Annotated in this window: 12 protein-coding genes; 4 read left to right on the top strand and 8 right to left on the bottom strand. The window is 72.6% G+C overall.

What is annotated here, in order from left to right; all coding sequences use genetic code 11:
• Window positions 1-6 precede the first annotated feature (6 nt).
• The 3 genes from ACYVNR_RS10830 to ACYVNR_RS10820 all read left to right on the top strand — a co-directional run bounded on the left by ACYVNR_RS10830 (window position 7) and on the right by ACYVNR_RS10820 (window position 3,936).
• Entirely contained in the window at window positions 7-969 is a 963-nt protein-coding gene (locus ACYVNR_RS10830; RefSeq protein WP_052677455.1) for a lytic transglycosylase domain-containing protein, read from the top strand.
• A 61-nt stretch (window positions 970-1,030) separates the two neighbouring features.
• Window positions 1,031-3,028 carry a Stk1 family PASTA domain-containing Ser/Thr kinase gene (pknB, locus tag ACYVNR_RS10825; protein ID WP_045192525.1) on the top strand — a complete coding sequence of 666 codons (1,998 nt, stop codon included), beginning with the start codon at window positions 1,031-1,033 and terminating at the stop codon, window positions 3,026-3,028.
• Between the two features lie 8 nt (window positions 3,029-3,036).
• Window positions 3,037-3,936 (top strand): DMT family transporter, encoded by a 900-nt coding sequence (locus ACYVNR_RS10820; protein WP_045192526.1) that lies wholly within the window; start codon window positions 3,037-3,039, stop codon window positions 3,934-3,936.
• Window positions 3,937-3,951: 15 nt separating this feature from the next.
• Here ACYVNR_RS10820 and ACYVNR_RS10815 read toward each other — a convergent pair whose 3' ends face one another.
• From ACYVNR_RS10815 to ACYVNR_RS10795, 5 genes are all read right to left on the bottom strand, one after another.
• The gene (locus ACYVNR_RS10815) at window positions 3,952-5,022 is read right to left on the bottom strand and encodes a threonine aldolase family protein (protein ID WP_461048064.1); all 1,071 of its coding nucleotides are present in this window, start codon (window positions 5,020-5,022) and stop codon (window positions 3,952-3,954) included.
• Between the two features lie 2 nt (window positions 5,023-5,024).
• Window positions 5,025-6,407, bottom strand: coding sequence for a class II 3-deoxy-7-phosphoheptulonate synthase (locus ACYVNR_RS10810; RefSeq protein WP_082081094.1), 1,383 nt, complete (start codon window positions 6,405-6,407; stop codon window positions 5,025-5,027).
• A 98-nt stretch (window positions 6,408-6,505) separates the two neighbouring features.
• Window positions 6,506-7,204, bottom strand: coding sequence for a response regulator (locus tag ACYVNR_RS10805; RefSeq protein ID WP_045192685.1), 699 nt, complete (start codon window positions 7,202-7,204; stop codon window positions 6,506-6,508).
• A 17-nt stretch (window positions 7,205-7,221) separates the two neighbouring features.
• Entirely contained in the window at window positions 7,222-8,520 is a 1,299-nt protein-coding gene (macS, locus tag ACYVNR_RS10800; protein ID WP_461048062.1) for a MacS family sensor histidine kinase, read from the bottom strand.
• A gap of 4 nt (window positions 8,521-8,524) precedes the next feature.
• Complete coding sequence (locus ACYVNR_RS10795) at window positions 8,525-9,394, bottom strand: lysophospholipid acyltransferase family protein (RefSeq protein WP_461048060.1); 870 nt, start codon at window positions 9,392-9,394, stop codon at window positions 8,525-8,527.
• Between the two features lie 185 nt (window positions 9,395-9,579).
• Here ACYVNR_RS10795 and ACYVNR_RS10790 point away from each other — a divergent pair, with 185 nt between their 5' ends.
• Complete coding sequence (locus ACYVNR_RS10790; RefSeq protein WP_461048058.1) at window positions 9,580-10,179, top strand: hypothetical protein; 600 nt, start codon at window positions 9,580-9,582, stop codon at window positions 10,177-10,179.
• On the opposite strand, the gene ACYVNR_RS10785 is transcribed toward ACYVNR_RS10790, so the two are convergent.
• Genes ACYVNR_RS10785 through ACYVNR_RS10775 form a run of 3 tightly spaced genes read right to left on the bottom strand, consistent with a single transcriptional unit; the run spans window position 10,176 to window position 12,412 of the window.
• A complete protein-coding gene (locus tag ACYVNR_RS10785; RefSeq protein WP_461048057.1) occupies window positions 10,176-10,901 on the bottom strand; it encodes an endonuclease/exonuclease/phosphatase family protein in 726 nt (241 codons plus the stop codon). The two genes, ACYVNR_RS10790 and ACYVNR_RS10785, sit on opposite strands and share 4 nt — an antisense overlap.
• Window positions 10,902-10,940: 39 nt before the next feature.
• Window positions 10,941-11,909, bottom strand: a complete 969-nt coding sequence (locus tag ACYVNR_RS10780) for an ROK family glucokinase (protein WP_045192530.1) — start codon at window positions 11,907-11,909, stop codon at window positions 10,941-10,943.
• On the bottom strand, window positions 11,909-12,412 hold the full coding sequence (locus tag ACYVNR_RS10775) for a hypothetical protein (RefSeq protein ID WP_461048055.1): 504 nt from the start codon (window positions 12,410-12,412) through the stop codon (window positions 11,909-11,911). The genes ACYVNR_RS10780 and ACYVNR_RS10775 overlap by 1 nt, the downstream gene beginning before the upstream one ends.
• Window positions 12,413-12,415 lie beyond the last annotated feature (3 nt).

Genomic DNA, 12,415 nt, shown 5'->3' with positions numbered 1-12,415 from the left:
CACCTCATGCCCTTCGCCGACGTCGCCGCACTCGCCGTGCCCGCCCACGCGGTCGTGGCTCCCGTGGCCGCCACGCCCTGGAAGACCATCACGGTCCGGCCGGGCGACACGCTCTGGCACCTCGCCATCGCCAACCACACCAGCGTGCGTGCCATCGCCCAGAAGAACCGGCTCGCGCTCGGCGGCGCGCTGATCCACCCCGGGCAGAAGCTGCTCGTCCCGGGGAAGGCCTCCCCCGCAACCGCGCAGCCGCGGTCGACCGCCGGGTCCGGCACGCGTACGGCGACGGCGGTGCGCCCCTCGTCGCGCGACGCGGTCCACGTGGTCCGCGCCGGCGACACGGTGAGCGACATCGCCGTGAAGTACCGCGTGTCGCTGACCAAGCTGCTCGCGGCGAACAGGCTCCGCAGCAGCGCCCTCATCTTCGTCGGCCAGAGGATCGTCGTGCCCGGGGCCGTGTCGGCGTCGGCGCCGGCCACCCCGGCCCCCAAGGCCGCCGCACCGAAGGGCTACTCCGTGTCGGCCAAGACGGCCAAGGCCGTCGCCGCCAGCAAGGCCAGGCTCGCCGCGGCCAAGGTGCCCACCCGCACCGAGACGTCGGCGATCATCCGGGCGACGGCGGCACGCCACGGGGTCGACCCCAAGCTCGCCCTCGCGATCGGGTGGCTGGAGTCCGGCTGGCACCAGCGGGCCGTCTCCTACACGAACGCCGTCGGGGTCATGCAGATCATGCCGACGTCGCAGACCTGGGCCTCCGAGCTGGCCGGCCGGTCGCTGGACCGTTTCGACACCCGCGACAACATCACGTCCGGCGTGCTGATCATCCGGTCCCTGCAGGCCAGCGCGGACTCGCGCGAGCAGGCCATCGCCGGGTACTACCAGGGTCTCTACTCAGTGCGCCAGAAGGGCCTCTACGAGGACACCAAGCAGTACGTCGCCAGCGTCATGGCCATCTACGACCGCCTCTGAGCGGGCCGCCGTGCGGCTGGCCTGCACGGGATGCGCCTGATCTGCCCGTAAACTTCGGTGCGTGACGTCCAGCGTGGCGGACGCCCTCGTCGGTCGGGTGATCGACGGCCGGTACCGCATCCTCTCCCACCTCGCAGACGGAGGCATGGCCTCTGTCTACGTGGCGCTGGACGCACGGCTCGACCGGGAGGTCGCACTCAAGATCATGCGCCCGGGGCTCGCGGCCGACGACGTCTTCGTCGAGCGCTTCCGCGCCGAGGCCCGCTCCGCCGCGCGGCTGAGCCACCCCAACGTGGTGGCCGTCTTCGACCAGGGTCAGGACGACGACGAGGTCTTCCTCGCGATGGAGCTCGTCGAGGGCAAGACCCTGCGTGACGTCATCCACGAAGAGGCCCCGCTCACCGCGCGCGAGGCCCTGGCCATCCTCGAGCCGATTTTGCTCGCGCTGCGCGCCGCGCACGCGGCGGGCATGATCCACCGCGACGTCAAGCCCGAGAACGTCATCGTCCGTCGCGACGGCGAGGTCAAGGTCGCCGACTTCGGGCTCGCCCGCGCGATCAGCAACCAGACCGCCACGAGCCAGACCGGCGTGCTGCTCGGCACCGTCTCGTACCTCTCGCCCGAGCAGGTCGAGAGCGGCGTGGCCGATCCCCGCAGCGACGTGTACGCCGCCGGCCTGCTGCTCTTCGAGATGCTCACCGGGCGCAAGGCGGTCACGGGCACCACGCCCATCCAGATCGCCTACAACCACGTGCACGGGTCCATCCCCGCCCCCTCGTCGGTCGTGCCGACCGTCCCGGCCGACCTCGACGCCCTCGTCGCCCGGGCCACGGCCGTCGAGCCCGACGACCGCTTCGAGTCCTCAGCAGCGTTCGTGGCCGCCGTCCGCTCGGTGCGACGTGTCCTCTCCGCCGGCGAGCTCGACCGCCGCGGCCCCGCGGCCGGCGAGGGCGCCGGGCCCGCGACCTCCGTGCTACCCGCCCTGTCGACGACCAGCCGGCTGCCCGCCGGCAGCGGCCGGGCCCCCGCGGAGGGCGCTCCCGAACGCAGCCGCACCCGTCCCACCGACGTACGCCGCTCCGGCGCCGTCGGCCTCGGCGGCCTGCCCGTGCACGACGACCCCCCGGGCCTCGAGCACACGGCCGCGATGCCCATCGACCGACGCCCGCGTCGTCGCCGGCGGTGGCCGCTCTGGGCTGCCGTCGTCCTCCTCGTGGCCGGCGTCGGCTTCGGCGGGTGGTGGTTCACCGCCGGACCGGGCGGTTCGACGACGGTCCCGGCGGTCGTGGGCCAGCAGGTCGTCCGCGCCGAGGACGCGATGACCCAGGCATCCCTGCGCATGGACACCGTCGAACAGTTCTCCGAGACGAAGGCCAAGGGCGTCGTGCTCCGGGTCGAGCCGGCGCCCGGCAGCGAGCTCGGCAAGCAGTCCGTGGTTCGCGTCACGGTCTCCAAGGGCAAGGAGCGCTACGCGGTCCCCCAGCTCGTCGGCACGAAGGTCACCGACTCCGGGCCCGCCCTCACCCCCGTCAACCTGCGCCTCGGGGCCACCCGCGAGGACTGGAGCGAGACCGTCCCCGAGGGCGTCGTCATCTCGCAGGAGCCTGCTGCGGGAGCGTCGGTGCGACGCAACGCGGAGGTGTCGGTCGTGGTCTCCAAGGGACGCGAGCCCATCAAGGTGCCGACGGTGAGCGGCGCCGGCTTCGACGCCGCATCGGCGGCGATCACGAAGGCGGGGCTCAAGGTCGCGCGCGCCGAGGACGTCAACAGCGACACCGTACCGGCGGGCCAGGTCGTCTCGCAGAAGCCCGCCAAGGGCACGCTGCACCGCGGCGACACGGTCACCGTCGTCGTGTCCAAAGGCCCGGTCATGGTGCCGGTGCCCAACGTCGTCGACCAGCAGGACACCGTCGCGGAGAAGGCCCTGACCGACCTCGGCTTCACGGTGCAGAAGCAGTACCCGTTCGGCGACCTCTTCGAGAAGAAGGTCCGCGCGCAGGACGTCCCAGCCGGCACCCCCGTGCCCAAGGGCAGCACCATCACCCTCACGATCGTCTGACACCGCCCGTGAAACCTGCGGCGCACACGCGTCTGGCCACGCTGCTGCTCGTCGCGCTGACGGCGGTCTGGGGTTCGACGTTCTTCCTCATCCGCGACCTCGTCGAGACCGTGCCGCCGGTCGACTTCCTCGCCGTCCGCTTCAGCCTCTCGGCGGTCATCATGGTCGTCGTCTTCTGGCGCCCCCTGCGTGCTCTGACGCGGCGACAGGTCCTCGTCGGGGTGGGGCTCGGCGCGCTCTACGGGCTGGCCCAGATCTTCCAGACGCAGGGCCTGTCGACCACGCCGGCCTCCGTGTCCGGCTTCATCACCGGCACCTACGTCGTGCTGACACCAGTCTTCACCGCGCTGCTCCTGCACGAGCGCGTGGCCGGGTCCACCTGGGCCGCAGTCGGTCTCGCGACGGTGGGCCTTGCGCTGCTCTCGCTCAACGGCTTCTCGGTCGGCGTCGGCGAGGCCATCACGCTGCTGGCCGCCGCCCTCTACGCCCTGCACATCGTGGGCCTGGGCCGCTACAGCGCCTCCGAGATCGCGACGGGCCTCTCGGTGGTGCAGATGGTCGTCATCGCGCTGCTCTGCGTCGTCGGCGCCGCGCCGGGCGGCATCGTGCTGCCCGACTCACCGGGCCGGTGGGCGTCGGTGCTCTACATGGTCGTCTTCGCCAGCATCCTCGCGCTGTGGGTGCAGACCTGGGCGCAGGCGCACATGCCGGCCACCCGGGCGGCCATCGTGATGACGCTCGAGCCGGTCTTCGCCGCCTTCTTCGCCGTCACGCTCGGCGACGAGACCGCGACGCTGCGCATGCTCGCCGGCGGCGCGCTCGTGCTCGCGGCCATGTATGCCGTCGAGCTCCTCGCCCGTCGACGCCCCGGGGAGCTGCCCGCCGAGGCCCTCCACCACGAGGTCTGACCTGCCAGAGGGGCGTCAGGAGGCGGGCGCGGACCGCAGGAGGGCCGTGAGCACGTCGATGGCGACGTCGGTGCCGGCGTCGTCGACGTCGAGGTGCCAGACGAGGCGCACGGCGCCCGGCCCGACGGCATACGTGCGCACACCTGCGGCGAGAGCCGCGTCGACGAAGGATGCGGACGTCCAGCCGGCGGCCGCGACGTCGACGATGACGATGTTCGTCTCGACGGTCGCGAGGTCGACCGACCCGGGTGCGGCCTCGGCCATGGCCTCGGCGGCCCGACGGGCGCGCGCGTGGTCGTCGGCGAGGCGCTCGACGTTGTGGTCGAGCGCGTAGAGGCCGGCCGCGGCGAGGATGCCGGCCTGCCGCATGCCGCCCCCGAAGCGCTTGCGCCAGATGCGCGACTCGGCCATGGCCGCGGCAGAGCCGGCGAGCACGCTGCCCACCGGCGCACCGAGGCCCTTGCTGAGGCACACCGAGACGGTGTCGAACTCGCGGCCGTAGTCGCCCACGGCGACGCCGGAGGCCACGTGGGCGTTGAAGAGCCTCGCGCCGTCGAGGTGCATGGCCACACCGCGCTCACGGGTGACGGTGCGCGCCCGGCGGATCTCGTCGAGCGACTGCACCGTTCCACCGCCGAAGTTGTGGGTGTTCTCGACGATCACCAGCGCCGTGCACACCTGGTAGGGACCGGCGCCCGTGATCATCAGCGCGCTCGCGTCGTCGGCCCGGAACCGGCCGCGCTCGGAGACCCAGGTGCGTGACGAGATGCCCGAGAGCACCGCCGCAGCACCCAGCTCGGCTCGCACCACGTGGGCCAGCGAGTCGCCGATGAGCTCCTCGCCCTGCCTGACGTGCAGGCGCACGCCGAGCTGGTTGGCCATCGAGCCCGACGGCGTGAAGAGGGCGTCCTCGTGGCCGAGCAGGTCAGCGACGCGCTCCTCGAGGGCCCGCAGGGTGGGGTCCTCACCGAAGACGTCGTCGCCGACCTCGGCGCTCGCCATGGCGGCGCGCATCGCCTCGGAGGGCTTCGTCAGGGTGTCGCTGAGCAGGTCCGCCTTGTAGGCGCTGGAGCTCGCTGGCGCCACGCTCAGGCCTGGCCGAGCATCTCGGCGACGACGAAGGCGAGCTCGAGGGACTGCTGGTGGTTCAGGCGCGGGTCGCACACGGACTCGTAGCGCTTCTCGAGGTCGGAGTCGATGATCTTCTCGGCACCGCCGAGGCACTCGGTCACGTCGTTGCCGGTGAGCTCGACGTGGATGCCGCCGGGGATCGTGCCGAGGGACTGGTGCACCTCGAAGAAGCCGCGGACCTCCTCGACGATGTCCTCGAAGTCGCGCGTCTTGTAGCCGGACGGGCTCTCGAACGTGTTGCCGTGCATGGGGTCGCAGATCCACGTCACGGTCGCACCGGACGCCGTCACCTTGTCGACGAGGGCCGGCAGGGCGTCGCGGATCGTGCCGGCGCCCATCCGCGTGATGAAGGTCAGGCGGCCCGGGGTGCGGTTCGGGTCGACCTTGTCGATGAGGCGCAGCACCTCGTCGATGTCGGCCTTGGGCCCGAGCTTGACGCCGATCGGGTTGCTGATGCGCGAGACGAAGTCGACGTGCGCCCCGTCGAGCTGACGAGTGCGCTCGCCGACCCAGACGAAGTGGCCCGAGGTGTCGTAGAGGCGGCCCGAGCGGGAGTCGATGCGGGTCAGCGGGCGCTCGTAGTCGAGCAGCAGCGCCTCGTGGGCGGCGAAGAACTCGACGGTGCGCATGGCGTCGAAGTCGGCGCCGCACGCCGCCATGAACCGCATCGCCTTGTCGATGTCCTTGGCGAGCTTCTCGTAGCGGGCGTTGGCGGAGTTGGCGACGAAGCCGCGGTTCCAGTCGTGCACGTGCCGCAGGTCGGCGAATCCGCCTGTGGTGAAAGCGCGCACGAGGTTCAGGGTGGCCGAGCTCGCGTGGTAGGCGCGGACGAGGCGCTGCGGGTCGGGGATGCGCGCGGCCTCGTGGAAGGCGAAGTCGTTGACCATGTCGCCACGGAACGCGGGCAGCGTGACGCCCTCGCGGGTCTCGACCGTCGAGCTGCGCGGCTTGGCGTACTGCCCGGCCATGCGGCCGATCTTGACGACCGGCACCGACGCGCCGTAGGTCAGCACGGCCGCCATCTGCAGGATCGTCTTGATGCGGTCGCGGATGTTGTCGGCCGTCGCGGACGCGAACGTCTCGGCGCAGTCGCCGCCCTGGAGCACGAACGCCTCGCCGACGGCGGCCTTCGCCATGCGGTCGGTGAGGATGTCGCACTCGCCGGCGAAGACGAGCGGAGGATACGAGGCGAGCGTCTCGATCACCTCGGCGAGCGCGGCGGTGTCGGGCCAGGCCGGCTGCTGCTGGGCCTCGAGCTCAGTGGCCGCAGCCGTGAGGGCGGCGAGGGCCTCGGACCCGTCAGCGGGTTCGAGACCGACATCGGCGGTGACGGTCCTCATGTTCACCCCGCAAGCGTAGACGCCGCCACGCACGCTCTTTGCACGGGTCCGCATCCCGAAACCTCCGGGCGCCCGAGAGCTCCCGTTGGCGTATGCCGTCAGGCGGGCGATGTGGGGTCGGCGAGGTCGAGGCCGCGCTCCATGGCGAAGCGGGCGAGCTCGACGCGGTTGTGCATCTGCAGCTTGCCGAAGATGTTCTGCACGTGGTTCTGGACGGTGCGGTGCGACAGGAACAGGGTGGCCGCGATCTCCTTGTAGCCCATGCCGGTCGCGACGTACTTGAGGATCTCGGTCTCGCGGTCGGTGAGCTCGGGGACAGGCCGTTCTGGTGTGCCGCCGCCGGCGGCCTTGACCCGCCGGAACTCCCCGAGCACGAGGCCGGCCAGCCCGGCGGTGAACACCGGTTCGCCGGCAGCGGTCGCCCGCACGGCGGCGAGGAACTCCTCCCGACCCGCCGACTTGACGAGGTAGCCGAGCGCTCCGGCCTTGACGGCGTCGAGGACGTCCTGGTGGTCGCCGCTCGCCGACAGGATGAGGATGCGGGTCGGCACCCCGGCCTGCGCGAGGGCCGCGCACACCTCCGCGCCGCTCAGCCCGGGCAGGTTCAGGTCGAGCACGAGCACGTCAGGCGTCGTGGCGCGGGTGCGAGCGAGGGCGGAGCGGCCGTCGTCGGCGGTGGCCAGCACCTCGAAGCCCGCGTCCACGAGGTCGCGGGCGACGGCGTCGCGCCACATCGGGTGGTCGTCGGCGACGACGACACTGATGTGTTCGGGCGGCGTGCTGCCGTCCTGGTGCATGGCGTCCTCCTGGTGCGTCACGGTGCCCCTCGTCGAGAGGGCCTGGTGTCCGGTTCGTCACCATGGTGACGGGTGGGACGTCGGTTCGTCCGGCGGTTCGGGATGCGCAGCTCGACCGTGGTGCCGCCCGCCGGCCCGGACGTGATGCTCGCGGAGCCGCCGAGGTCCGCGAGACGACCCCGGATGCTCGACGAGACACCGAGCCGGCCCTGCCCCACGGCCTCGTCGAGACGGCCCGCCGGGACACCCCGACCGGAGTCGCGGATCGTCACGGCGACGTCCTTGCCGTCGTCGTCGAGCAGCACCCACGCGCGGGCGCTCTCGCCTGCGTGCTGGCGCACGTTGTCGAGCGCGGCCTCGACGGCCGCGACGACCTCGTCGGCCACGCGGCGAGGCAGCAGCACCGCGTCGGCGGGCGCGACGAGCTGCACGCCGGCACGCTCGACGTGCCTGAGCAGGACGCGCAGGTCGGCGTCGCCACTGACCGCCCGCCCCACCTCGGCGAGATCGGTCTGGCTGACCAGCGTGCGCAGGATGGTCTCCTGCTCCCCCGCCATCGCCCCGAGGCGGGCAGCCTCGCCACCGAGTTCGGCGGCGCGGCGGTTGATGAACGCCAGCGTCTGCAGGACCCCGTCGTGCACCGTGCGCGCGAGACGGTCACGCTCGTTGCGCGCCGCGTCGAGTCGCATGGCCTCGGCCAGCGCCTCGTGGCTGGCGCGGGCCAGGTCGACGCAGTAGCCGATGCAGCCGCCGAGCAGCAGCCCGAAGATCGAGTTGGAGATGGTGTTGGCCGTCGGCTGCACGACCTCGACGAACGAGGTGGCCGCCACCAGCGACGCAGCAGCCAGACCCCCACGCCAGCCGCGCAGCACGGCGAACCCGACGACCGCAGCGGTGGGCCAGATCGACGGGATGGTCTTGGCACCTCCGGTGATGACCTCGGGATCGTCGACGAGGCGGGTCGCGAGGATCGCGCTGCAGCCGATGACGAGCTCGACGGTGTAGGCGCGCACGGTGCGCATCGGCCGCAGGGTCTGCACCGCCGTCCACGCGGCCAGGACCGCCAGCACGGCGACGGCTCCCCCGAGGCGCGCGATCTCGCCGTGGCGCCCCCACACCGCCCACGTCGCGTACGCGAGGGCGAGCCAGCGGAAGACGTCGACCGCTCGCCACAGGCCTCGGACGAGCACGTGCTCGTCATCGGCGAGGCGTGCGGGTCTCCCCCGCTCGCCCGCGGGTGAGGGGTCAAGCGACGCCGGGACGACGGCCGAGCCCGGGTCGACGGGTTCGCCACCGGCGTCGCGAGGCACGGTCATCGGCTCAGGAGGCGGCCACGACCGGCCCGTCGCCGTCGTCGTCGACGGGCTCCGAGCTCGTCGGGGTCGGGGTCGGGTCGGCGTCGGCAGACGGACGCGCCTTGCCCTCGGCAGCGTCGAGCGCCTCCTCCAGCTCCGGCGCGGCGCTCCCGGGCTTCGCAGCCTCCTGCAGCTCCCGCGCCTTGGCGCGGGCCGCCGAGACGAGACGGTCCTTCATCGACGTGGCGTACATGTCGACGTACTCCTGGCCGGAGAGCAGCATCAGCTCGTACATGATCTCGTCGGTGATCGAGCGCAGGACGAAACGGTCGTCCTCCATGCCCTCGTAGCGTGAGAAGTCGAGGGGCTTGCCCACGCGGACGCCGACCCGCATGATGCGCGGGATCACCTTGCCGGTGGGCTGCGCCTTGTCGGTGCCGATCATGGCGACGGGGATGACCGTGACCTTGCCCTCGAGCGCCATCCGGGCCACGCCGGTGCGGCCGCGGTAGAGCCGGCCGTCGGGCGAACGGGTGCCCTCGGGGTAGATGCCGAGCAGGTCGCCGCGGCGCAGGACCTTCAGGCCCGAGCTCAGCGCGGCGTTGCTCGCCTTGCCGCCCGACCGGTCGACGGGCAGCTGCCCGACACCCTTGAAGAAGGCGGCGGTCAGCCGGCCCTTGATGCCGCGACCGGTGAAGTAGTCGCTCTTCGCGAGGAACGTCACGCGCCGCGAGACGACGAGCGGCAGGAAGATCGAGTCGGAGAAGGAGAGGTGGTTGCTCGCGAAGATCGCGGCGCCCTCTTCGGGGATGTTCTCCTCCCCTTCCACCCACGGGCGGAAGAGGAGCTTGATGATCGGTCCGATGACGATCGTCTTGAGGAACCAGTAGAACAACCGCGTCCGCCTTCCATCAGTGACCGCTCGAACTCTACGACACTCGCGCACCCACATCCGCGCATGCGAGGATCGACAGGTACAGCCGATTCGTCCGAGGAGCCCCTCCGTGACCCCTGCGACGGTCCTCCCGACGCCCCGTCGGGCGCCCGCGTGCTCGCCGACGACCCCCGCCGGGAGCCGTCGTGGCTGACCGCGACCTCGACGCCGAGTTCGAGCGCATCATCGCGGGGTGGGACGACGAGGCCCCCGACCCGCAGCGCCGTGAGGCGGCGCCGTCACCCACGGATGCGACCGCGGCCGAGGCCCCGGCCGACGAGCCGTCCGACACCGCCTCCGACGGCGCCGATCCCACCGGCTCGGCCGTCGCGCTCGACCCCTCGCCGGCAGAGGCCCCGCCGTCCGCGTCACCGGACACCACCACGCCCGCAGGTGGCCGGCTCGAGCTGCCGATCGCTCCGACGACCTCGCACGCCTGGCGCGGGAGCACGCCCCGGCGCGACGACGCCGACGACCTGCTCGACGCGTCCGACGGCGACGACGACCACTTCGTGCCGCCGTCCGAGATCGACCTGCCCTCCGCCGAGACCGACCCGATGTTCTGGGCCATCGTCGGCGGACTGGTGGGTGGGCCGCTCCTGCTGCTCTACGTGCTGTTCTTCGACCGCGACGGCAGCGGCTGGTGGGTCGCGACGGCGCTCGCCATGGTCGTCGTCGGTTTCGTGCTGCTCGTGCTGCGGGGCGGTAACGAGCGCGACCCCTTCGACGACGGCACGCGGGTCTAGCCGGCCTGCTCCCGCACCGGTGCGGCCGCGAGGTCGAGGTCCACCCAGACGGGACGGTGGTCCGAGCCGCGGGCGAGGTCGCGTTCCTCGACCTCCGCAGGTTCGCTCACGGCGACCCCAAGACCCGGACTCGCGAAGACGACGTCGAGGGCGGCCGTCGGGGCCGCGGCCGGGAAGGTGGCGGTGTCACCCGACACGAGGCGCAGGCGGTCGGCTAGGACGGCGAAGGCCCGGCCGTCGCTGCCCTCGTTGAGGTCGCCCGCGACGACGACGTCGGACACCGACCCACGCGAGGACGTGTCGGACGCGTACCTCTCGAGCACCGCCGACGTATGCCGCAGCCGCTCGTCGGCGCGCAGGCCGAGGTGCACGCTGACGACCGTGACGGGTCGGCCCGTGGCCGCGCCGCCGGCGAGCTCCACGGTCGCGGCGGCATACCCTCTCGTGCGGTCGGGGAAGCGCACCGGCAGCCGTCCTCGACTACGCCCGACGAGGACCACTCGTGGACCGACGAGCACGGCCGTGCCGCCGGTGCCGAGACGCCCCCTGCCCCACGCCCTGCCCCACGCCATGCCGCACGCTTGTGCGAACCGCGGCAGCCTGACCTCGGTGGTGAGCCGGCGCGGGACCTCCTGGAGACAGAGCACGTCGGGCGCGACCGTCCGCACCACCCGCGCCGCGGCAGCGCGGTCGTCGCGCAGGTCGTGCACGTTGTAGCTCATGACCCGCAGCACGTTCCCGGGCCGGTCGCCGGGCACGGGTCAGCGGCCCGCCCGCGCCAGCTCGGCCGCCCCGATGAGGCCCGCGTCGCTGCCGAGGACGGCGCGCACGATCCTCGCCTCCGGTCGGTAGCCCCGACCTGGCAGCTGTCGCCGGAACGCCTCGCGGGCCGGGCCTATGAGCATCTCGTCGGCGGCGCTGACGCCCCCGCCGATGACGAACAGTCCGGGGTCGAAGGCCGCGGCGAGGTTGGCCAGGCCGATGCCCAGCCACCGCCCGATGTCGGCGAGCAGCTCGCGCGCGGTCGGGTCGCCGTCACGGGCGGCCTCGGTGATGAAGGGGCCGGTGAGCGCCGACCCGTCTCCACCGAGCCGCGAGAGCAGGTCGGCGACGACGGGTGATCCGGCGTCCATCATCGCGCGGGCCTCTCGGACCAGGGCGTTGCCGCTGGCGTACTGCTCCCAGCAGCCGCGGTTGCCGCACTCGCAGCGCACGCCGCCCGGCATGATCTGCATGTGGCCGAACTCGCCGGCGATGCCGTGACGGCCGCGCTGCACGTTGCCGTCGATGATGAGCGCGCCCCCGATCCCGGTGCCGAGCGTGATGACGACGACGTGCGACTCACCGCGGGCCGCGCCGAAGCACGCCTCGGCCCACGCGGCCGCGTTCGCGTCGTTGTCGACGGTGATCGGCAGCGCGATGCGCTGGGCGAGCGAGTCGCGCAGCGGCTCGTTGCGCCACGACAGGTGCGGCGCGAAGACGACCGTGGCGCGGTCCTCGGCGACGAAGCCGGCCGCACCGATGCCGACCGCCACGACGTCGTCGTCACCGACCTTCGACAGCAGCTCCTCGACCGACTCGACGATGGTGTTCTCCACGACCGAGGGCGACGTCGAGCGGTGCGGGGTGTCGCGACGGGTGCGGTGCGTGATGACACCGTTCTCGTCGACGACACCTCCGGCCACCTTGGTGCCGCCGATGTCGATGCCGATGGCCAGCCGTCTGCTCATCAGGGTCCTCCCGGCCGCGTCGTGTGGCGCTCGTCGTCGTTGCGCTCGTCGTCGTTGTGCTCGTCATCGCCATGGTCACCGCGCTCCTCGCGGCGTTCGCGCTGCGCGGTCGCCAGGTCACGCAGGGCCGTCGCCGCGAAGCCCACGAAGTCGGCGACCCGGTCGATGGTGTCGGGGTTGACCTGCTGCACGAAGGCGATCAGCTGGCAGACCGGGCAGACCCGGCACGCAGCGGGGGTCGTGCCGCCGCAGGTGCAGTCCGACCGGGCGGAGTGGCGATCGCCGGAGCCGTCAGGACGGTCGCTCGGGTCGGCGGCCGGGTGGTCGTGATGCGGCTGCTCGTGCGCTCGGTCGGCGGGGTGGCCGTTCGCGTCGGACGTGCCCGACGGCATACGCGAAGGGGCACCCCAGCCACGCTGGGAGAGCAGGTCGACGAGCAGCGCCGCCTCCTCGGCCACGGAGCCGGGGGCGCCACCGGCGCGGGATGCGTCGTTGGGCGTCACCGC

The organism is Terrabacter koreensis (assembly GCF_054783315.1).
This window is presented reverse-complemented; position numbering and strand designations above follow the sequence as displayed.